This is a genomic window from Amycolatopsis melonis (assembly GCF_040064235.1).
Lineage (GTDB): Bacteria > Actinomycetota > Actinomycetes > Mycobacteriales > Pseudonocardiaceae > Amycolatopsis > Amycolatopsis melonis.
In genome coordinates, this window is the sequence record NZ_JBDZYD010000007.1 from 29,348 (window position 1) to 49,642 (window position 20,295).

Annotated in this window: 15 protein-coding genes; 11 read left to right on the forward strand and 4 right to left on the reverse strand. The window is 73.0% G+C overall.

The genetic code is table 11. The annotated features are described in order from the left end of the window. The first annotated feature begins 8 nt into the window (after positions 1-8). Both ABJI51_RS19420 and ABJI51_RS19425 read left to right on the forward strand, forming a co-directional pair. Positions 9-3,068, forward strand: a complete 3,060-nt coding sequence (locus ABJI51_RS19420) for an ADP-ribosylglycohydrolase family protein (protein WP_348952464.1) — start codon at positions 9-11, stop codon at positions 3,066-3,068. Positions 3,069-3,103: 35 nt separating this feature from the next. After that, positions 3,104-5,011 carry a TNT domain-containing protein gene (locus ABJI51_RS19425; RefSeq protein ID WP_348952465.1) on the forward strand — a complete coding sequence of 636 codons (1,908 nt, stop codon included), beginning with the start codon at positions 3,104-3,106 and terminating at the stop codon, positions 5,009-5,011. On the opposite strand, the gene ABJI51_RS19430 is transcribed toward ABJI51_RS19425, so the two are convergent. Genes ABJI51_RS19430 through ABJI51_RS19440 form a run of 3 tightly spaced genes read right to left on the reverse strand, consistent with a single transcriptional unit; the run spans position 4,998 to position 8,600 of the window. Then, complete coding sequence (locus tag ABJI51_RS19430) at positions 4,998-5,840, reverse strand: class I SAM-dependent methyltransferase (protein WP_348952466.1); 843 nt, start codon at positions 5,838-5,840, stop codon at positions 4,998-5,000. The two genes, ABJI51_RS19425 and ABJI51_RS19430, sit on opposite strands and share 14 nt — an antisense overlap. 12 nt (positions 5,841-5,852) lie before the next feature. Beyond that, positions 5,853-7,160 carry a sensor histidine kinase gene (locus tag ABJI51_RS19435; RefSeq protein ID WP_348952467.1) on the reverse strand — a complete coding sequence of 436 codons (1,308 nt, stop codon included), beginning with the start codon at positions 7,158-7,160 and terminating at the stop codon, positions 5,853-5,855. 3 nt (positions 7,161-7,163) lie between these two features. Next, positions 7,164-8,600 carry a CCA tRNA nucleotidyltransferase gene (locus tag ABJI51_RS19440; protein WP_348952468.1) on the reverse strand — a complete coding sequence of 479 codons (1,437 nt, stop codon included), beginning with the start codon at positions 8,598-8,600 and terminating at the stop codon, positions 7,164-7,166. A 101-nt stretch (positions 8,601-8,701) separates the two neighbouring features. Between ABJI51_RS19440 and ABJI51_RS19445 the strand changes: the two genes are divergently transcribed. Next, positions 8,702-9,244, forward strand: a complete 543-nt coding sequence (locus ABJI51_RS19445) for an NUDIX hydrolase (protein ID WP_348952469.1) — start codon at positions 8,702-8,704, stop codon at positions 9,242-9,244. Further along, the gene (locus ABJI51_RS19450; protein ID WP_348952470.1) at positions 9,241-11,391 is read left to right on the forward strand and encodes a DUF6049 family protein; all 2,151 of its coding nucleotides are present in this window, start codon (positions 9,241-9,243) and stop codon (positions 11,389-11,391) included. Before ABJI51_RS19445 ends, ABJI51_RS19450 begins: the two co-directional genes overlap by 4 nt. A 123-nt stretch (positions 11,392-11,514) precedes the next feature. On the opposite strand, the gene ABJI51_RS19455 is transcribed toward ABJI51_RS19450, so the two are convergent. Beyond that, positions 11,515-12,297, reverse strand: a complete 783-nt coding sequence (locus tag ABJI51_RS19455) for a hypothetical protein (protein WP_348952471.1) — start codon at positions 12,295-12,297, stop codon at positions 11,515-11,517. Positions 12,298-12,423: 126 nt separating this feature from the next. On the opposite strand from ABJI51_RS19455, the gene murJ reads away from it, so the two are divergent. The 7 genes from murJ to ABJI51_RS19490 all read left to right on the forward strand — a co-directional run bounded on the left by murJ (position 12,424) and on the right by ABJI51_RS19490 (position 20,191). After that, positions 12,424-14,229, forward strand: a complete 1,806-nt coding sequence (murJ, locus tag ABJI51_RS19460; protein WP_431605646.1) for a murein biosynthesis integral membrane protein MurJ — start codon at positions 12,424-12,426, stop codon at positions 14,227-14,229. A 79-nt stretch (positions 14,230-14,308) separates the two neighbouring features. Then, positions 14,309-15,901 carry a protein kinase family protein gene (locus ABJI51_RS19465; protein WP_431605640.1) on the forward strand — a complete coding sequence of 531 codons (1,593 nt, stop codon included), beginning with the start codon at positions 14,309-14,311 and terminating at the stop codon, positions 15,899-15,901. 31 nt (positions 15,902-15,932) lie between these two features. Next, positions 15,933-16,556, forward strand: coding sequence for an RNA polymerase sigma factor SigM (sigM, locus tag ABJI51_RS19470; protein WP_348952474.1), 624 nt, complete (start codon positions 15,933-15,935; stop codon positions 16,554-16,556). Then, positions 16,553-17,332 (forward strand): hypothetical protein, encoded by a 780-nt coding sequence (locus tag ABJI51_RS19475; RefSeq protein ID WP_348952475.1) that lies wholly within the window; start codon positions 16,553-16,555, stop codon positions 17,330-17,332. Before sigM ends, ABJI51_RS19475 begins: the two co-directional genes overlap by 4 nt. 79 nt (positions 17,333-17,411) lie before the next feature. Then, positions 17,412-18,404, forward strand: a complete 993-nt coding sequence (gene trxB, locus ABJI51_RS19480; RefSeq protein ID WP_348952476.1) for a thioredoxin-disulfide reductase — start codon at positions 17,412-17,414, stop codon at positions 18,402-18,404. Positions 18,405-18,437: 33 nt separating this feature from the next. Next, positions 18,438-18,761, forward strand: a complete 324-nt coding sequence (gene trxA, locus ABJI51_RS19485; protein WP_093945794.1) for a thioredoxin — start codon at positions 18,438-18,440, stop codon at positions 18,759-18,761. 281 nt (positions 18,762-19,042) lie between these two features. Beyond that, the gene (locus tag ABJI51_RS19490; protein ID WP_348952477.1) at positions 19,043-20,191 is read left to right on the forward strand and encodes an N-acetylmuramoyl-L-alanine amidase; all 1,149 of its coding nucleotides are present in this window, start codon (positions 19,043-19,045) and stop codon (positions 20,189-20,191) included. The last annotated feature ends 104 nt before the right edge of the window (positions 20,192-20,295 follow it).

Here is a 20,295-nt window from a genome sequence, read left to right on the forward strand (position 1 = left end):
TGGGGAGAATGGAAGAACAGGAAGCCGTCGCGCGCGTGCAGGAGTGGTTGCGCACGCAGCCCGGCGGCGACCGGCTGCGGATCCGGCCGGAGTTCACCGCGCGCCGCGACGGCGGCTGGGCGTTCACGGTCAACGCGGCCGGGTACCTGGACGGCACCGACATCGGCGCGGGACTGTTCCCCAGCCCGGTGGTGCTCGTGCCGGACGACGGCGAGATCGGCTACGACCTGACGGCGATGGCAGGCACGCCCGCCGAAGCGCAGTGGCGGCCGGACGTCGATCCGGAGTTCGACGAGAAGGCGTTCCCCCAGCTGGACCTCCCGGTGCGGGCGGTCCGCGGCTGGACCGGTGCCACCGGCGAATACCGCGTCAACGAGCAGTACACGCCCGGCCCGGTGTGGCGTGGCTACCCGAAGCCGTCGACCGACGCCGAGAAGCTGCTGAACTACTTCGCGGTCAACTGGATCAGCCGCGCCGAGTTCGTCCGTGCCCTGCTCGACTGCGAAGTCCTCGTGCCGTTGCCCGACGGGGAGCCGCTGCTGCGGCCGGTGCCCGGCAAGGCTGAACGGGAGGTCATCGCCTACAGCTCGTCGGCGAAGGTGCCCGGCCGGTACCCGCGGCGGTGGCGGGCCACGGTCCGGGAGCTGCCGTCGTCGTCCGGGCTGACCCTCGACCCCGGCACCGGGCTGGTCCGCAGCCTCTCCGCCGCCGAGCTGGCCGAATTCCGGGGTGCGCCCGAGCCGCGTCCGCGGGTCGAGGAGCCCGCGCCGGAAGCCGGGCCCGAGGTCGCCGAGGCGCTGCCCGCGCTGGTCGCGGAGTTCGGCGTCGAACCACCCGACCTGCTGCGCCGCCACCTGCGGTACGCGGTCGACCACGCCCGCGACCAGCACTTCGAGCTGACGCCGGCCGAGTGCCTGCGGTACCTGCGCGGGTTCGCGTGGCAGTACCGCAACGGCGTCCGGCGCCGGGCCGGGCAGGCTCCCGAATGGCCCGCCGACCTGGCCGCGAACGGGCTGATCGCGCACGTCGGCGAGGACGCGCAGCCGCGGCCGGTGCCGTGGACGTTCGGGAAGTTCTTCGCCGGCGGGACCCCGGCCGGGCGCTTCGCGTGGCACCGGATCGTCGGCGCGTACGTCGGCTTCGCGATCGGGGACGCGCTGGGCGGCGGTGCCGACCCGGCGGGTCCGCTGCCGCTGGGCGGGCTGACGCGGCACCTGCTGTTCCACACCTCCGCCGTGCTGCGCGGCCTGCCGCCGGTGCCGACCGGCGAGGTGCCGGCCACGCTGCCCGGGCCGGACCCGGACGGCTGGCTCGCGGTCGCGACGCGGCACGCGGGCCCGGCGCCCGCCGAGTTCTCCGCGCTGCTGGCCACGGCACTGGCCGCGACCCCGGCGAGCGCGGTCGCCATGGCGAACGTCGACCCCGAGCAGTACGCGAAGGACATCGCCCGCGAGCTGACCGGCAGCGCGGCCGGAGCCGAGGTCACCGAAGGCGTCGAGCTGCTGGTGGCGTTGTTCCAGGCCCTGCTCACCGAGGAGACCTTCGCGCTGCCGGTGCACATCCGCCTGCACGAGGTCGGCGGCGACCTGGCCGAGTCGACGCTGGCGCTGCGCCGGGACCGCCACGCCGACGACGTCACCCAGCTGGAGAGCATCGGCGACGGCCGGAGCGTGCGGTCGGTCCTCGGCCGGGCGCTGTTCGCCGCGGCCAAGCGCGGCCACGACCCGGAAGCGGCGATCACGCTCGCCGCGCGGTCGGGCCCGGTGGCGGGCGCGATCGCGGGCGCACTGGCCGGCGCCCGGCTCGGCGTGCCGGGCCTGCCCGCCGCGTGGGTCGCCGCGCTGCCCGACCTCGGCCTGCTCGACGACGTCGCCGGCGACGTCTTCTGGTACTTCAACCGCGCCGGCCTGCAGACCGAGGCCGCGGAACACCCGCGGTGGGAGCGCCGGTACCCGAGCGGCCGCTTCACGCCCGAACCGAAGGGACCTTCCTTGCGATCGCGACTGCGGGGCAGCCTGCTGGCCGGGGCGATCGGCGACGCGCTGGGCGCCAAGACGGAGTTCGACTCGATCGACCGCATCCGCGAGATCGCCGGGCCGGACGGCATCACCGACTTCATCCCCGCGTACGGCGGCGTCGGCCGGATCACCGACGACACGCAGATGACGCTCTTCACGCTCGAAGCGCTGATCCGGGCACACGCCCAGCAGCGGCGGACCGGGGCGGCCGACGTCGTGCACTCGCTGCAGATGGCCTACCAGCGCTGGCTGCACACCCAGGGCGTCCCGTGGGACCGTGCCCGCGGGCCGCAGTCGGAGGTCGAAGCCCCGGACGGCTGGCTGATCACCCACCAGGAGCTGTTCAGCCGGCGCGCACCCGGCCTGACCTGCTTCGGCGAGCTGGAGGCGTACGGCCGCTCGGGGGTGCGGGGCACGCTCGACCGGCCGGTGAACAACTCGAAGGGCTGCGGTGGCGTGATGCGCGCGGCCCCGGTCGCGCTGTGGTCGGACGACCTCGCCGAAGTGTTCCGGCTCGGCGCGGAGAGCGCGGCGCTGACCCACGGTCACCCGAGCGGGTATTTGTCCTCGGGCTGCTTCGCGGTGATCGTCCACGAGCTGCTGCACGGCAGGCCGCTGCCCGACGCGGTCGCGGCGGGACGCGCGGAGCTGGTGAAGCACGCCGGGCACGAGGAGCAGAGCGCGGCTCTCGACGCGGCACTGGCGCTGGCGGAACTGGGGCCGCCGACGCCGGAGAAGCTGGAGTCGCTCGGGCAGGGCAACGTCGGCGAGACGGCGTTGTCGATGTCCGTGTACGTCGCGCTGACCACCGCCGACGCCGACACGGCGTTGCTCGCGGCGGTCAACCACAGCGGGGACAGCGATTCGACCGGCTCGGTCTGCGGCAACCTCGTCGGCGCGATGTACGGCGAGGAAGCCCTGCGGAAAAGCTGGCTCGACCGGCTGGAACTCCGGGACGTCATCATCGGCCTCGCGGACGACGCACTCGCCGAGTTCGGCCCGGATGCGCCGGGCGACGACCGGTGGTTCGCTCGGTACCCGGTCGACTAAGTTTCCCGGTGTCACTGGGGACGGGGAGGACAAACGTGCGTTACCGGGTAGAAGTGGCCGAACGCCCGGACGGCCTGTATGCGACGTGGGGTGAGGGGACCTTCCGCGCGCAGCGGTCGACCACCGACGGCACCGTGCTGCTGTCGGTCCTGCCGGAGGAAGAGGCACCCGAGGGGTTCGACAAGGAGTACGACGGCCGTCCGGCGCGGGTCGTGCCGGCGAGCGAGGTGCCCGCGACGTTCACGCTGCGCACCTTCGCCGAGTACGACGGCGAGATCTTCGAGATCGCGCCGGGCGACCGGCCGGAGCTGACGCTGCGCTGGGTGCACGACGACGCCGCCCGCGCCGCGCAGCTCGGCCTGACCGACTTCTCGGTCACCGTGCCTGCCAAGCAGGTCACGGCGTTGTGGCAGCAGCGGCTGGACTTCGCCGAGACGCCGGAAGCGCGGCCGCAGCCGGGCACCGGCGACCAGAACGCGCTGCTGCGCGCCATCGGCCGGACGCTGCTGCACACCGTGCCCGGTGGCTGGGCGCGGGTCGGGGCCCAGTTCCGGCAGGTCGGCGACTACGCCGAGATCGAGGTTCGCGCGGTCGGGGACGAGGACGGCCCGGTGTCGGTGTCGCTGCCCGCGGCGCCGCGGCTCGGCGGGCTGTTCGCGCGGCTGCGGGCCGCGATGTACGACCCGGAGGGCGGCACCTGGTTCCAGGGCACCTTCACCCTCGACGCGCAGTCGCAGTTCGACTTCGACTTCGACGCCGAGCGGGAGCCGGACTGGCGGGTGCCGCCGAACGACGGCGGCCGCCCGTCGACCGCCGCCTACGAGCTGGAGCTGGCGACCTTCCCGCGGGCGCCGAAGCAGCTGCCCGCGTGGCTGACCGCGAAGGCCGGGCTGCCGCTGGACGTCGTGTTCCGGCACGCGCGACCCGCCGACTCGCACGCCGAGGGCGAGCGCCCGGTGGTCAACCGGCCGCCGGTGCCGCCGGACCAGGTCCGCGGCGTGCTCGACTACCTGTTCCGGTCGCCGGTGGCACTGCACCGGCCCGCCCCGCTGCCGGACATCTTCGGCGGGCCGGGCGCGAAGCCGGACGTGCCGAACGCGTTCCACACCGACGGCACCTGGATCTGGCCCGCGGCCGTGCCGCACTACCTGCGCAAGTACGGCGTGCCGCCGGAGCCGGAGCTGGTCGAGCACATCCGGGCGGCCGGGTTCCGGCCGCCGTTCGTCGGCGAGCTCGTCCGCGCGACGGCGGAGGCGGAGCTGCTCGGCCGTCCCCGGCCGCCGCAGACCCCCGCCGACCTGCCGGACGACCGGCCGCTGACCCGCGTCGCGCGGGGTGAGCCGGTGCGGAACCTGCGGGGCGCCGAGACGCTGGAGCTGCTCCAGCAGCGGCTCGCCGAGCACGGCGTGCCGCCCGCGGCGTACCGGATCGGCGCGAACGAGATGCCCGCCGAGGGCGTCTGGACGCTTCGCCGCGCCGAGAACGGCTGGGAGGTGTCGCGGCCGCCGTCCGACGAGCCGGTGGCGTTCGGCTCGCTCGGCGACGCGGCCCGGTTCCTGCTCGGCGTGCTGCTGATGCTGCCGCCGCGACCGGCGGAGGAGTCCGACCTGCCCGCCGACTGGCCGATCCTGCCGCTGCGCGGCGAACCGCCGCTGAACTTCTACCGGGGCAAGCGGCTGGTCGTGCTCGCGCCGGGCACGACGGTCGTCCGGTTCGGCAACGAGACCGGCAACCTGGTGCACGCGGAGGGGACGCGGTTCGTCGAGACGGCGCTGGCGTTCGACCGCGAGCGCGACCGGCGGCTGTACCGGGTGCAGCGCGCGGTGCGGGTGCTGACCGGCGTGACCGAGCCGTGGAGCGGGCTGCCCGGCGGCGGCGTCGCCTACCTGCTGCCGCGCCCGCTCGCCCAGCACCTCGAGACGGGCTCGCTCAGCAGGCAGTGATCAGGACGGCGGGCGACCACCAGTAGCCGGCGAGCGGTTCGACGCCGACCTCGGTGAAGCCCGCCGTCTTCAGCTGCGCCACCCAGACCTCGGCCGGGTGCTCCCAGTTCGTCCGCCGCTGCCCGGAGACGATGCCGAGCAGGACCGGCAGCAGGAAGCCCTGGGCGACCAGCGAGGCGTCGGCGCCGTACTCGGCGACACCCCGCTCGTAGCGCGCGGCCAGCGACCGGAGGTGCTCCGGCGAGCCTTCAGCGTACTCGGGGACGTCGAACTCGGCGAGCACCAGCGTCCCGGTCCGCGGCTGCAGCGTGCGCAGCACCTCGGCGCGCTGCTCCGGCTCGATGGACTGCAGGGCGAACGTCGACTGCGCGAAGTCCCAGCCCAGGTCGTCCCGAGCCAGGAACTCCTGAGCGGTCGCCTGCCAGCACTGTGCTGCGGGTACGCGCTCGCGGACGTCGTCGAGCAGCGCGCCCGACGGCTCGACCAGATCGATCCGCGCCGGGGTGTGCGCCGCCCGCTCCAGCGCGGGCACGACGGCGAGGCCGTCCCCGCAGCCCAGGTCGAGCAATGACTCCGGCTTCGCGGCGTCGTAGCGGGCGGCCAGCTCGTCGCTCAGCCGCCGGTAAAGCTCGACGTTGCCGCCGCCGCGGATGAACGCGGTGAACGCGCTTGGCTGGTCGTACACCGGCGCCGCGCTGTCGCCGGCGAGGAAGATCCGCAGCTCGTCCGCCAGCGGCGACCCGGCACGGCGGGCGAGTTCGGCGGCCCGGTCGCGGTCACCGGCGGCGTAGGCGGCGAGGGCGTCGGCGAGCAGCTCGGTGGAAGTCATGATCCGGGCATATCAGAAGGGCACCCACAACGTCACCCGCGTGCCGCCGCCAGGCAGGCCCGACTCGACCTTGGACGTCCCGCCGACCTCGGCCAGCCGGGCGGTGATCGACTCGCTGATGCCGAACCCGGCGGGCCGCTCGGCCTTGTCGAAGCCGCTGCCGTGGTCGCGGGTGATCACCGCGATGCCGCCGTCGCGCTCCTCGACGCGGACCACGACCCGGTCGGTGCCGGAGTGCTTCATCGTGTTCCGCAGGGCTTCGCGCACGGCGTCGCGGATGGCGATCTGCCGGACCTCCGAGAGCGTGTCGTCGTCCAGCTCCGCGACCACGAGCTGGGCCCGCAGCCCGTCGCGGGCCATCTCGGCGGCCAGCGCGGCGAGCTTCTCGCCCAGCGGGCGGGCACCCGCTTCGGCCCGCTCGGCCTTCGCCGACTCGATCGTCTGCCGGATCTGCATGGCCTGCGCCCGCGCGAGCCGCTGGATCTCGACCAGCCGCTCCTCGGCGTTGGCCGTGCTGGTCAGCGCCATCGCCTCCAGCGTCTGCAGCACGGTGTCGTGCAGCATCCGGTGCTGGCGGGCACGCTCGGCGAGCCGTCCGTTGCGGGTGCCGTAGGCCAGGGCCAGCCGCGTGCCCAGCCCGGTCAGCACCAGCGCGGCGGTGGCCAGGAACAGCTCCGCGAGCAGCACCGAGTACGTCGAGAACGCCTCGGCGACGTGGAACTCGCCGGTGTTGAGCCGGTTGGCCAGCATCCGCAGCGGGAAGCTGAGCAGCCCGAACACCAGGCCGCTGGGAACGCCGAGGGCGAGCGTCAGCAGCCCGGCCTCGCCGAAGAGGTGGACGCTGCTGACCGCGAGCGCGTCGAAGTACCCCTCCGCGGGCACGGTCAGCGCCAGGACCAGCGGCGACAGCACGGTGAAGGCCAGGTCGACGGCCAGCAGCCGTCCGGCGTTGCGCCCGCGGTAGGGCGCCGAGCGGAACATCCAGCGGAAGCCGATGACGTTCAGCGCCACCGACAGCAGCGTGAACACCCCGACCGGCAGCAGCCCGGTCGTGCCCTGCTCGAAGACGTAGACGCCGAACTGGCCGGGCACCGCGAGCAGCCGGTAGGCCAGCGGGATGAGCACGACGTACCGGGTGGCGCGCAGCAGCAGGCCGTCGCGCTCGGCCGGGTCGATCGGCCCGGACATCCGCGCGATCCGCCGGAGCGCGTGCATCGGCGCCGGGTCGGCGATCTCGTCGGGCAGCTCACTGGTGGCGGTGGCGATCGCGGGGGCGCCGCGCTTCAGCAGCGCCACCAGGAAGCTGCCCCCGCCGGCCACGCCTCACGCGTTCCCGACGCCGTTTTCCGCGGCCCACTTCTTCAGCTCGGCCACGGCCTCGTCGTGCTCCAGCGGGCCGCGGTCCAGCCGCAGCTCCTTGAGGAACTTCCACGCCTTGCCGACGTCCGGCCCCGGCTTCAGGCCGAGCAGCTCCATGATCTGCTCGCCGTTGAGGTCCGGCCGCACGCGGTCGAGGTCCTCCTTGGCCTTGAGCGCGGCGATCCGGGCTTCGAGGTCGTCGTAGGTCGCCTGCAGCGCGGCCGCCTTCCGGCGGTTGCGGGTGGTGCAGTCGGCCCGGACCAGCTTGTGCAGCCGGGTCAGCAGGTGGCCGGCGTCGGTGACGTACCGGCGGACCGCCGAGTCCGTCCACTCGCCCTTGCCGTAGCCGTGGAACCGCAGGTGGAGGAACACGAGCTGGGAGACGTCGTCGACGATCTCCTTGGAGAACTTCAGCGCCCGCAAACGTTTGCGGGCCATCCGCGCGCCGACCACCTCGTGGTGGTGGAAGCTCACGCCGCCGCCGGGCTGGAACTCCCGGGTCGCCGGCTTGCCGACGTCGTGCAGCAGCGCCGCCAGCCGCAGGATCAGGTCCGGCTCCGACGTCGGCTCGTGCGTCTTCTCCAGCTCGATCGCCTGCGCCAGCACGGTCAGGGAGTGCTGGTAGACGTCCTTGTGCTGGTGGTGCTCGTCGATCGCCAGCCGCATGCCGGGCACCTCGGGCAGCACCCGGTCGGCCAGCCCGGTGTCGACCAGCAGCTCCAGGCCCGGCCGCGGGTCGTCGGCGAGCAGCAGCTTGGCCAGCTCGGCCTGGACGCGCTCGGCGGTGATCCGGTCGATCTCCTCCGCCATCGACGTCATCGCGTCGACCACCCGCGGCGCGGCGGCGAAGCCGAGCTGAGCGGCGAACCGGGCGGCACGCAGCATCCGCAGCGGGTCGTCGGCGAACGACTCCTGCGGCGTCGCCGGCGTGTCCAGGACCTTCTCGCGCAGCGCGGTCAGCCCGTCGTGCGGGTCGATGAACGTCTTCGACGCCAGCTCGACGGCCATCGCGTTCACCGTGAAGTCGCGGCGCAGCAGGTCGCCCTCGATGCTGTCGCCGAAGGTGACCTCGGGGTTGCGGCCGACGCGGTCGTAGGTGTCGGCGCGGAACGTCGTGATCTCGAGCTGCATGCCCTTCTTCGTCACGCCGACCGTGCCGAACGCGATCCCGACGTCCCAGACGGCGTCGCCCCACTCGCTGACGATCTTCAGCACCCGGTCCGGCCGCGCGTCGGTGGTGAAGTCGAGGTCGCCGGAGCGCCGGCCGAGCAGCGCGTCACGCACGCTGCCGCCCACCAGGTAGAGGCGGTGGCCCGCCCTGGCGAACCGTTCCGCCAGCTCTTCCGCCAGCGGCGAGAGCCGCATCAGCTCCACGACCTGCGCGTCGACCACGTCGTTCACGAAAATCCCACTACGTTCCAGGTGCGATTACCTCGGGCACCGCCGGACACGGACACGGAGAGCCAGCCTACCGGGGCAACCGTTTGCTCTAGCATCGCAGCATGTCTGGATCAGCCGGCCGCCCCGGCGCCTCGAAGCCGCGCAGGCGGCGCAGGCGGCAGCGCGGCAGGCGCCTGACCACGGTCGACGAGACGTCGGCCGGCGGCCTCGTGGTGGACGCCGAGCGCGAACAGGCGGTGCTGATCGGCCGGCTCGACCGGCACGGCAGACTGCTGTGGTCGCTGCCCAAGGGCCACATCGAGGACGGTGAGACGGTGGAACAGACGGCCGTGCGCGAGGTGAAGGAGGAGACCGGCATCTCCGCGCGCGTGCTGCAGCCGCTGGGCACCATCGACTACTGGTTCGTGGCCGAGAAGCGGCGCATCCACAAGACCGTGCACCACTTCGTGCTCGAAGCGTTCGGCGGTGAGCTGTCCGACGAAGACGTCGAGGTCACCGAGGTGGCCTGGATCCCGCTGGCCGAGCTGGAGACCAAACTCGCCTACTCCGACGAGCGCAAGCTCGTCCGGAAGGCCAAGGAACTTTTCGCGCGCCCGGACGTCCACGGACGAGACGAGCACGCCCCCGAGGGAGCCCCCGAGTGAAGCGGTTCGCCGCAGCCTTCCTTTCCGTCCTCTTCCTGGGCGTCCCCGCCCTCACCGGCGCCCCGGCCGCCCACGCCGAAGCGGGTGCCCGCCTGCGCGTCGACCTGGCGGAACTCGCGCCGCGGGTGATCACCGGCGCGACGACGACGCTGACCGTCGCGGGCACGGTGACCAACATCGGCGACCGCAAGGTCACCCGGCCGCAGGTGCGGCTGCAGGTCGGCGACCGCGCGACGAGCGAACGCGGGATCAACGACGTCCTGTCCGGCGCGGTCGTCAAGGACACTCCGCTGACCGAGTTCACCTCGATCGCGGACGCGCTCGCGCCAGGGCAGAGCGCGCCGCTGAACGTGACGGTGAACCTGACCGGCCCCCGCGCGGACCGGTTCGCCCGCCCCGGCGTCTACCCGCTGCTGGTGAACGTCAACGGCACGCCGGAGTTCGGCGGGCCCGCCCGGCTCGGCGCGGTGAGCATGCTGATGCCGGTGCTGACCCCGCCCGGCAAGCAGTCCACCAGCCGCGGCGGCGCGCCGAGCATGACCCTGCTGTGGCCGCTGACCAGCAACGTCCCGCACGTCTACGCCGCGCCGTACGGCAGCCCGCTGGTGCTGGCCGACGACCGGATGGCTGCCGAGATCAGCGGCGACGGACGGCTGAACGCGCTGGTCACCGCGGCCGCGTCGGCCGTGCGGAGCAACTCCGACCTCGCCAGGTCGATGTGCTTCGCGCTCGACCCGGACCTGCTCGCCACGGTCGACGCGATGAGCCGCGGCTACCTCGTCCACACCGACGCGGGGAACATCGACGGCAAGGGCGCCGAGGCGGCGAAGACGTGGCTGGCTTCGCTGCGTTCCCTGGTCGGCGGCCGGTGCGTGGTGGCGCTGCCGTTCGCCGACGCCGATCTCGACGCGCTCACCCGCGTCCACCCCGGCGACCAGGGCCTGCTCACCCGGGCGGTCACCGGCGGCGCGGTCATCCAGCAGCTGGCAGGCGTGACCCCGCAGACGGGCGTGCTGTGGCCGGACGGCGCACCGAGCGCAACGGTGCTGGCGGCACTCGCCGACGCCGGCGTCCGCACCGTCGTCACCGACGCGGGCAAGATCGCGCCGGCGGCGGCCGGCGGCGGCGTCACCGTGCAGGGCAGCAGCGTCCGCCTCCAGCCGACCGACTCGCTGATCTCGGCGGCGCTGACCGGCGTCCCGACCGTGCCGGACTCGGTCACGGTGCCCGCCTCGACCGAGCGGGCGGTCGCCGGCCAGAACGGTCTCGGCGCGCTGGCCTTCCGCGCCGGGCTCGGCCAGACGGCCGGGCAGCAGCGGCCGGACCACCTCCTGGTGGCGCCGCCGCGGCGCTGGGACGCCTCGCCCGCCGAGCTGACCACGTACCTGAGCCAGGTCGGCACCTTCCTGAGCACGGGCCTGGTCACCCCGACCGGGCTGCCGGCGCTGCTGGCCGCCGACCCGGCGGGCCCCACCGTGGTCGACGACGGCGGCCAGGACCCGGCGGGCATCGACGAGAACGTCGTCGCGACGCTGTCCGGCGTCGACGACCAGGCCACCGACCTGGCCTCGGCCATGCAGCTCGACCCGACCAAGCGGGTGAAGCCGGACACCGTCGTCGAGCCGGTCCGGCTGGCGGAGCTGCGGGGCGCGTCGACGGCGTGGCGGGGCCTGCCCGCGGACGCGGCGACCACGAACGCCCAAGCGGAGCTGGCGGCGATCAGCGGGCGGGTGACCGTTTCGCAGCCGAAGCAGACGATCGCGCTGGCGTCCGGCAACTCGCCGCTGCCGGTGTACGTGAGCAACGACCTCCCGGTCGGCATCAACGCCCGGTTCGTCCTGAACAACAACACGGGCCTGCGCCCGGAGGAGGCGAAGGACTGGTTCCTGCCCGCCAGCGGCGGCAAGAACTACCTCCTGCCGGTGGAGGCGCTGCGGGCGGGCCGGTTCAGCGTCGATGTGTCCTTGAGCACCCCAGCCGGTACCCCGCTCGGGTCATCCGCCCGCTTCGAGCTGACGTCCACCGAGTACGGCGCGATCACCATCATCGCGACCGTCGCCGCAGGTGTGGCGCTTCTTCTGCTCGCCTCGCGGCGCATCTACCGGCGGCTGCAGGAGGCCCGCGCGGGCCGCGACGTCGTGGACTGATCTCCCGGCCTTCGGGTGTTCCGGGCGGTTCGCGATTACCCTTGGTCCGCACGTGCGCGGCACCGGGCCGCGGCACCGGAACGAGCACCGAGGATTGGGCACGCGTTGGAGAGAGAGCCGGGCTTACCACCCGAGCGTGCGAGTCGTCCTCGGCGCGAAGGCGCCCCGCCCCCGAAACGGGGTGACGGGCGAGCCGCGCAGCCGGTCCGCCGCCAGCCGCCCCCGCAGCAGCAGCCACCCCCGGTCCCCCCGGAGCGCGGCCGCCGCCAGCCACCCCGCAACGGCCACCCGCGCCAGATGCCGCCCCCGGACGACGCGACGGTCCGCGACCAGCGCCCGGTCCGCCCACCCGCGGACGACCGCCAGCGCCGTTCGCGGGATGACGCTCCTGCCCGAGGCCCGCGCCCCGCACGGGACGACGCCCCGCCCCGCGACGGTCGGGCTCCCCGTGGCGATCGCCCGGCGCGGGACGACGTGCCACCGCGCGACGACCGCGCGCCCCGAGGCGACTGGCCGCACGACGAGCGGCCCCGCGACGACCGCGCCCTCCGAAGCGACCGGCCCCGCGACGACCGGGTCCCGCACGACGAGCGCCCCCGGGACGACCGTGCCCGTGGCGACCGGCCACGCGACTGGCCCCGCGACGACCGGGCTCCGCACGACGACCGTGCCCCCCATGGCGACCGGCCCCGCGACGACCGCGCTCTCCGCGAGGAACGGCCGCCGGGTCGCGTCCCGCCGCCCGGTCTTCCGCCGCAGCAGCCCCCGCCTCGGGGCGGGCAGCCGCCGCGCGCCGCCGGTGGTCCGGCACCCACCCGCGTCCAGCCCGTGCCACCCGTGCCGCCGCCCAGTGGCCCGCAGCCGCTGCCGCCGCAGGGCGGCCCGCAGCCGGGCCCGGTTCCGCACACGGGGCGGCTCCCGCAGCCCAGCCCGCCGGTGACCCCGCCGCCGGGCACGCCCGCACCCCCCGGTACTCCGCCGCCCGGCACTCCCGTGCCTCCTCGCGGCCGGGGCGCGCGCCGCCCGGCGCCGATCCGGCCGTGGCAGGAGGAGGCTCAGCGGCCGCCGGATCCCGAAGCCACCCGCTTCATCCCGCGGACCGCCGGTGTGCCGATGAACTCGCGGTGGCCGGTCGCCGACCCGGATGTCATGCGGCCGTACGACGCGCTGGCCACCCAGGTCATGCCGGCGCTCAAGGGGCCGCTGGTCAAGCCGCGCCCCGACGGGGAGGTCACCGAGGCCCCGGCCAAGGCGCCGTCGCTGGCGAAGGCGTCCGGGCGGATGGCGATCGCGTCGCTGATCAGCCGGATCACCGGCTTCCTGTGGAAGCTGCTGCTGGTCGGCGCGATCGGCCAGGGCATCGCGAACGACTCGTTCAACGTCGCCAACACGATGCCGAACATCATCTTCGAGCTGCTGATGGGTGGCGTCCTCGCCAGCGTGGTGGTGCCGCTGCTGGTCCGCTCGCAGGACGACCCCGACGGCGGGACGGCCTACACGCAGCGGCTCATCACGGTGGCGTTCACGCTGCTGCTGGTCGGCACGGTGGTGGCGGTGATCGCCGCGCCGGCGTTCACGAGTCTCTATGTCGACTCGTCCGGCAAGGCGAGCCCGGCGCTGACCACGGCGTTCGCCTACCTGCTGCTGCCGGAGATCTTCTTCTACGGCGTGTTCGCGCTGCTCTCGGCGGTGCTCAACGCCAAGCAGATCTTCGGGCCGACCGCGTGGGCGCCGGTGATCAACAACCTGGTCGTCATCTTCACGATCCTGGTCGTCTGGATCATGCCGGGGGACATCGACACCCAGAACGTGTCGATCACCGACCCGAAGGTGCTGACGCTGGGCATCGGCGTCAGCGGTGGCATCGTCGCCCAGGCGCTGCTGCTGGTGCCGCCGCTGCTGCGGTCGGGCTTCCGGTTCAAGTGGCGCTGGGGCATCGACAAGCAGATGAAGGAGTTCGGCGGCCTCGCGCTGTGGATCCTCGGCTACGTCGCGGTGTCCCAGATCGGCTACACGATCAACACGCGCGTGCTGACCAGCGGCTCGCCCGGTGGCGTGACCGCGTACAGCAACGCCTGGCTGCTCTTCCAGCTGCCGTACGGCGTCATCGGCGTCTCGCTGCTGACGGCGATCATGCCGCGGATGAGCCGCGCGGCCGCCGACGGCGACCACAAGAAGCTGATCGGCGACCTGTCGTACGCGTCCCGGATCTCGACGGTGATGCTCGTCCCGATCTCCGCGGTGATGACCGTGGTCGGCGGCTCGATCGGGATCGCGCTGTTCACCTTCGGCAAGGGCACGATCGAGACGGCCGAGCGGCTCGGCGACGCGCTGGCCATCTCGGCGTTCGCGCTGCTGCCGTACGCGCTGGTGATGCTGCAGATGCGCGTGTTCTACGCGATGAAGGACGCGCGGACGCCGACGCTGATCATGATCGTGATGACGCTGGTCAAGGTGCCGCTGCTGTACCTGTGCCCGGTGCTGCTGGCGCCGGACAACGTCGTGCTCGGCGTCATGATGGTCAACGCGCTGACGTTCGTGGTCGGCGCGATCCTCGGCCAGGTGTGGCTCTGGGTGACGCTGGGCAACCTGCGGAGCAAGCGGGTGATCGGCGTGATTCTCTTCACGGTCGTCGCGAGCGTCCTCGGGGTCGGGGCCGCGTGGGTGGCGGGCAAGATCGTGCCGGACTCGTTCGGGCCGACTTTGGGGGCATGGGCGAAGCTTCTCCTGCAGAGCGTGGTCGGGATCGTCGTCTCGTTCGGCGTGCTCATGGCGCTGAAGGTGGAAGAGCTGAAGCCGGCCACGTCCAGGTTCACCCGGTTGATCAAGCGCGGGTAACGATTCCGGTACGGAAGGCGACGACTCCCGCGTCGTATTCTGGGTACCCTCGGTGCGGGGAGCTAACGGGAGAGTGCGGGTGGACACGAGGCGGAGCGAACAGGCGGGGGGTGCGAACCACGTGGGCAAGGCCCAGGTCGGATCGCTGGCCCCCGGGCGCGTGGTCGGCGACGGCCGCTACCGCCTCCTCGCGCAGTTCGGCGTCGACGAGCGGGGCGACGCGCACCTCTGGCGCGCCCGCGACGGGCAGCTGAAGCGGGACGTCGCCCTGACCCTGCTGGTCGGCGACCCGGCCGACCCGGAAGCCGCGCGCCTGGCCCGCCGCACCCTCGAACGCGCGACGCACGCGTCGAAGTTCGGCCACGGCGGCGTCGCCCGCGTGCTCGACGTCCTCAGCCTCGGCAGCGGCGTGACGTCCAGTGAGGGACTGCTCGGCGTCGTCGTCGCGGAGTGGACCAAGGGCAGCGACCTGGTCGACCTCGTCGCGCAGCGGCCGGTGGCCCCCGCCGCGGCCGCGCGGATGGTGCAGGCGCTGGCCGAAGCCGTCGAGCAGGCGCACCAGAACGGGCTCGTGCTCGGCCTCGACCACCCCCAGCGCCTGCGGCTGACCCCGAACGGCGCGCTCAAGCTCGCGTTCCCCGGCCCGCTGCCGGAGGCGACGCTGCGTGACGACGTCAAGGCGCTCGGCGCGGTCCTGTACCTGCTGCTGACCGGCCGCTGGGCGCTGCCCGGCGGCCCGCCCGCGATCCCGGCCGCGCCGACGACACCGCAGGGCCGGATCGTCCCGCCGCGCCAGCTGGTGCCGAGCGTCCCGGCCGACCTGTCGTCGCTGGCCGTGCGCACGATCGAGGACGGCGGCAACGGCGGCATCCGCACCAGCGCGGCCATCCTCCGCGTGCTCGACCAGGTGGCCGAGGCGGAGGAGCGCACCCAGCTGATCAAGGCCGTCGGCGGCGACCCCGCGGAGCCCGACGGCGCGGTCTGGACGACGAAGAAGCCGGTCAAGGACGTCGCCCGGCGGCGCAAGCTCGCGCTGGGCGTCACCGTGCTGGTGGTCGCCACCGTCGTCATCCTCGCCTGGGGCGGGCTGATGCTGATCAACGTCGTCCAGGGCGACTCCAAGGCGAGCGGGCCGACCATCAACGTCGCCGCGCCGCCGGCGTCGAGCCAGGCCGCCAGTTCGGCGCCGCCTTCGTCGCCGGCCGCGCCGCCGCCGTCGTCGCCTGCCGTGGGTGCCCCGGTGGCCCCGCAGTCGGTGGCCGTCTACAACCCCGAGGGCAAGGGCGACAACACCGGGCGGGCGAAGTACGCGATCGACGGGAACCCGGGCACGGTCTGGCGGACCGAGAAGTACCGGCAGCAGTTCCCGACCATCAAGCCGGGCGTCGGGCTGGTCGTCACCTTCCCGGACCCGATCACGCTCAGCCAGGTGAAGGTCGTCGGCGGCACGGCGGGCACGAAGGTGGAGATCCGCTCGGCCACCGAGAAGAACCCGGACCTGGCCGACACGAAGGTGGTCGGCAACGGCGACCTGACGAACGGCGAGACGACGATCCCGCTGGCCCAGCCGACGCAGGGTGAGTACTTCATCATCTGGATCACCCAGCTGAGCGAGGCGGACGGGCAGTACATGACCGAAATCGGTGACCTGTCCTTCCTGCCTGCGGGGTGACGCACCCGACAGGGTCAGTAGGCTCTGCCGGGTGACAGCTGCAGCTCCCACGGATGCGGATCTGATAGCGGCTCACGCCGCGGGGGACCCTCATGCGTTCAGCGAACTCGTCCAGCGCCATCGCGACCGGATGTGGGCGGTGGCCCTGCGCACGGTCCGCGACCCGGAGGAGGCCGCCGACGCGTTGCAGGACGCGTTCATCTCGGCGTTCCGCGCGGCCGGGAACTTCAGAGCGGAGTCGCAGGTCACGACGTGGCTGCACCGGATCGTGGTGAACGCCTGCCTCGACCGGATCCGCCGCCGCCAGGCGCGCCCGACCGTGCCGCTGCCGGAGACGGGCTTCAACGAGCCGGCGACCCCGCGCGACTCGATGGCCGAGCGGGAGACCAGCCTGCTCGTGCGCGAGGCGCTCGACCAGCTGCCCGAGGAGCAGCGTGCCCCGATCGTGCTGGTCGACGTCGAGGGATACTCCGTCGCGGAGACGGCGAAGCTGCTCGGCATCGCCGAAGGCACGGTGAAGAGCCGGTGCGCGCGGGGCCGCGGAAAACTCGCGAAGGTTCTCGGGCACCTGCGGAACCCCGATGCGATTGCGAACGTCCCAACTCACGAAAGCAAACGCACCGGGCGCCTGCCGGGTAACGGGGAGGGACGATGACGGACGAAAGCCGGGGGATCGGGGGGACCGTCGGTCCGCCCTGGTCTGTCGACGTGCTCGCCGACCTCCACGCCGGCGTCCTGGACGACGCGCAGGCGGCCGAGCTGTGGCCGCTGGTCAACGCCGATCCGGAGGCCAGGGCGATCCTGGACGCCCTGGACGCGACGCAGGCCGACCTGGCCTCGCTCGCCGACGTGCCCGCCCCGCCGATGCCCGCCGAGTACGCGGCCCGGCTGGACGCGGCGCTGGCCGCCGAAGCAGCGGCCCGCTTTCCGGCCGCGCAACAGGCCGCTGCGGCACCACCGGACGCCCCGGTGGTGGACCTCGCGGCGGCCCGGCGCCGCCGGAACAAGCGGCTCGGCTGGGCCGCCGGCGTCCTGACCGCGGCCGCGGCGGCGGTCGTCGCGGTGACGGTCGCGATCCCGGACACCTCCCAGCAGAGCGGCACCCCGAACGTCGCCGCGCCGGCGCCTTCGGGCCCGACCGTCGGCAGCGACGGCAGCGGCGCGCAGGCCCTGGTCGGCAAGGCGATCGGCGTCCGCGACTTCGGCCCGCTGCAGAACGAGGACCGCCTGGACGCATGCATCGCGGCCGCCGGACTGGACCCGAAGGTGCGGCCGGAGGGCATCCGCCCGGTGAACGTCGGCGGCAAGGCCGGGGTGATGATCATCCTGACCACCGGCAAGCTCGCCCAGTTCCGGCTGGTGGCCTTCGGCGCGGACTGCGGACCAGGCAACCCTGCTGTGTTGTTCGACAAGGTCGTCGGGGAGAAGTAGCGGCTGTCACGAGCGGGAACATGGCCACCTACGATCGTGTTGAGCCTGGTACACGGGTCACTACGAGCGGAGGTCACGGGTGGCTGCCGAGGAAATCAGGAACCTGATCATCGTCGGGTCGGGTCCTGCCGGATACACCGCTGCCGTCTACGCGGCGCGGGCCCAGCTTGAACCGCTGGTGTTCGAGGGCACGCAGTTCGGCGGCGCGCTGATGACGACGACCGAGGTCGAGAACTTCCCCGGGTTCCGCGACGGGATCATGGGTCCGGACCTGATGGAGGAGATGCGCAAGCAGGCCGAGCGCTTCGGCGCCGAGCTGCGTGCGGAGGACGTCGAGTCGCTGGAGCTGACCGGGGACGTCAAGTACGTCCACGCGAACGGCAAGCGCTACGCCGCCCGCGCGGTGATCCTCGCCATGGGTGCGGCGGCGCGGTACCTGAACGTGCCGGGCGAGCAGGAGCTGCTCGGCCGCGGTGTGTCGGCCTGTGCGACCTGTGACGGCTTCTTCTTCCGCGACCACGACATCGTGGTCGCCGGCGGTGGCGACTCGGCGATGGAGGAGGCGACCTTCCTGACGAAGTTCGCGAAGTCCGTCACGATCGTCCACCGGCGCGACGAGTTCCGCGCCTCGAAGATCATGCTCGAGCGCGCCCGCGCCAACGAGAAGATCAAGTGGCAGCTGAACTCGCAGATCACCGAGGTGCTCGGCGACGGCAAGGTCGAGGGCCTGCGGCTGAAGGACACCAAGGACGGCTCCGAGTCGACCCTGGACGTGTCCGGCTTCTTCGTGGCGATCGGCCACGACCCGCGCAGCCAGCTGGTGAAGGGGCAGGTCGACCTGGACGAGGACGGCTACGTCATCACCAAGGGCAAGACGTCGTACACGAACCTCGACGGCGTCTTCGCGGCGGGCGACCTGGTCGACCGCACCTACCGGCAGGCGATCACCGCCGCGGGTTCCGGGTGCAGCGCGGCGATCGACGCGGAACGATGGCTGGCCGAGCACGGCGAGTCCGAGGCGCACGAAGCGGCCGAGCTGGTCGGCGGCGGCTACGGCGCGGGCACCAACTGACTTTCCGGCGTACAACCACCTGAAGGAGAAACCATGTCCAACACCGTGAAGGTGACCGACGCGACGTTCGTCGACGAGGTCCTGACCAGCGAGAAGCCGGTTCTCGTCGACTTCTGGGCCACCTGGTGCGGCCCGTGCAAGATGGTCGCCCCGGTGCTCGAGGAGATCGCGGCGGAGAAGGGGGACAAGCTGACGATCGCCAAGATCGACATCGACGAGAACCCGAACACGCCGCGTGACTACCAGGTGATGTCCATCCCGACCCTGATCCTGTTCCAGGGTGGCAAGCCGGTGAAGCAGATCGTCGGCGCCAAGCCGAAGGCCGCGCTGCTGTCGGACCTCGCCGACGTCCTCTGAGCCGATCGAGCCTGACGAACCCGGGGCCTGCGGGAATCCTCCCGTGGGCCCCGGGTTCTTTGCTCGTTCGGGCGATTCTGCCCCGCGTGGGTGAATCGAGCGTGACGACAGCCACCGTGGGTACTCCACCAACGGGTCCTTGACTGACCAACCGGGCCTGCGCTGTCACCGAGAGTTGGCAGGGCACAATAGAGGACCTGGGCTCGCCCAGCGAAGGTTTTCCCGAAGTCCTGCCACGCACCGAACCCCCGAATCGGTGCCTTAGGAAGAGCGAGGAGTGCATGCGGGTACTCCGCCGCGGTGACGCCGGTCCGGACGTCGCCGAGATCAGGTCCATCCTGGCCGGGATGGACCTGCTCCCGCCGGTCACCGGTACCGACGACTACGGCACGTTCGACGTCGCCGTCGAGCACGCCGTCCGTGCCTTCCAGCAGCGCCGTGGGCTGATCACCGACGGCGTCGTGGGTCCGGCCACGTTCCAGGCGCTCAAGGGCGCCAGCTACCACCTGGGCAGCCGCCCGCTGTCCTACCTGATCTCCTCGCCGGTGCACGGCGACGACGTCTTCACGCTCCAGGAGCGGCTCACCGAGCTCGGCTTCGACGCCGGCCGCCCCGACGGTTACTTCGGCCCGCAGACCGAGCGCGCCCTCAAGACGTTCCAGCGCGACATGCGCCTGACGCCGGACGGCGTGTGCGGCCCGGCGACCATCCGCGAGCTGCACCGCCTGTCCTCGCCGCGGGCCCGCGGCGGCCGTCCCGTCTTCCTGCGCGAGCAGGAGCAGGTGCGCCAGGCGGGGCCGCGGCTGCGGGGCAAGCGCATCGTGATCGACCCCGGCCACGGCGGCGACGACCTCGGCGTGGTCGCCGGCGGGCTGCGTGAGGCCGACATCGCGTGGGACCTCGCGCGCCGCCTCGAAGGCCGGATGAAGGCCACCGGCATGGAGGCCCTGATCTCCCGCGGCCCGAACCACAGCCCGACCGAGCTGGAGCGCGCGAAGTTCGCCAACGACGCGGGGGCGGACCTGTTCCTGTCCCTGCACAGCGACGGCAACCGCTCGCCGCGGGCCCAGGGCATCGCGAGCTTCCACTTCGGCACCGGCAACGGCACGACGTCGACGGTCGGTGAGCTGCTGGCCGGCTTCATCCAGCGCGAGGTCGCGGCCCGCACGGGCATGCTGGACTGCCGCACGCACTACAAGACGTGGGAGATCTTCACCCGCACCCGCTGCCCCGCGGTCCGGGTCGAGATCGGCTACCTGACAAACCCGGACGACGCCCGCAAGCTCGCCGACCCGGCGTTCCGCGACATCGTCGCCGAGGGCATCCTGATCGCCGTCAAGCGCCTGTACCTGCTCGGCGAGGGCGACCAGCCGACGGGCACGTTCACGTTCGCCGACGTCCTCGCGCACGAGCTCGCGAAGGCCGAATAGGGCCGACCACAACCCCTAGCGGCTCACCTTCACCTGACCCACCATCCCTGGGGACGCGATCGCCGCGTCCCCAGGTTTGCGGGCAGTCATCCACAGGTTTTCCA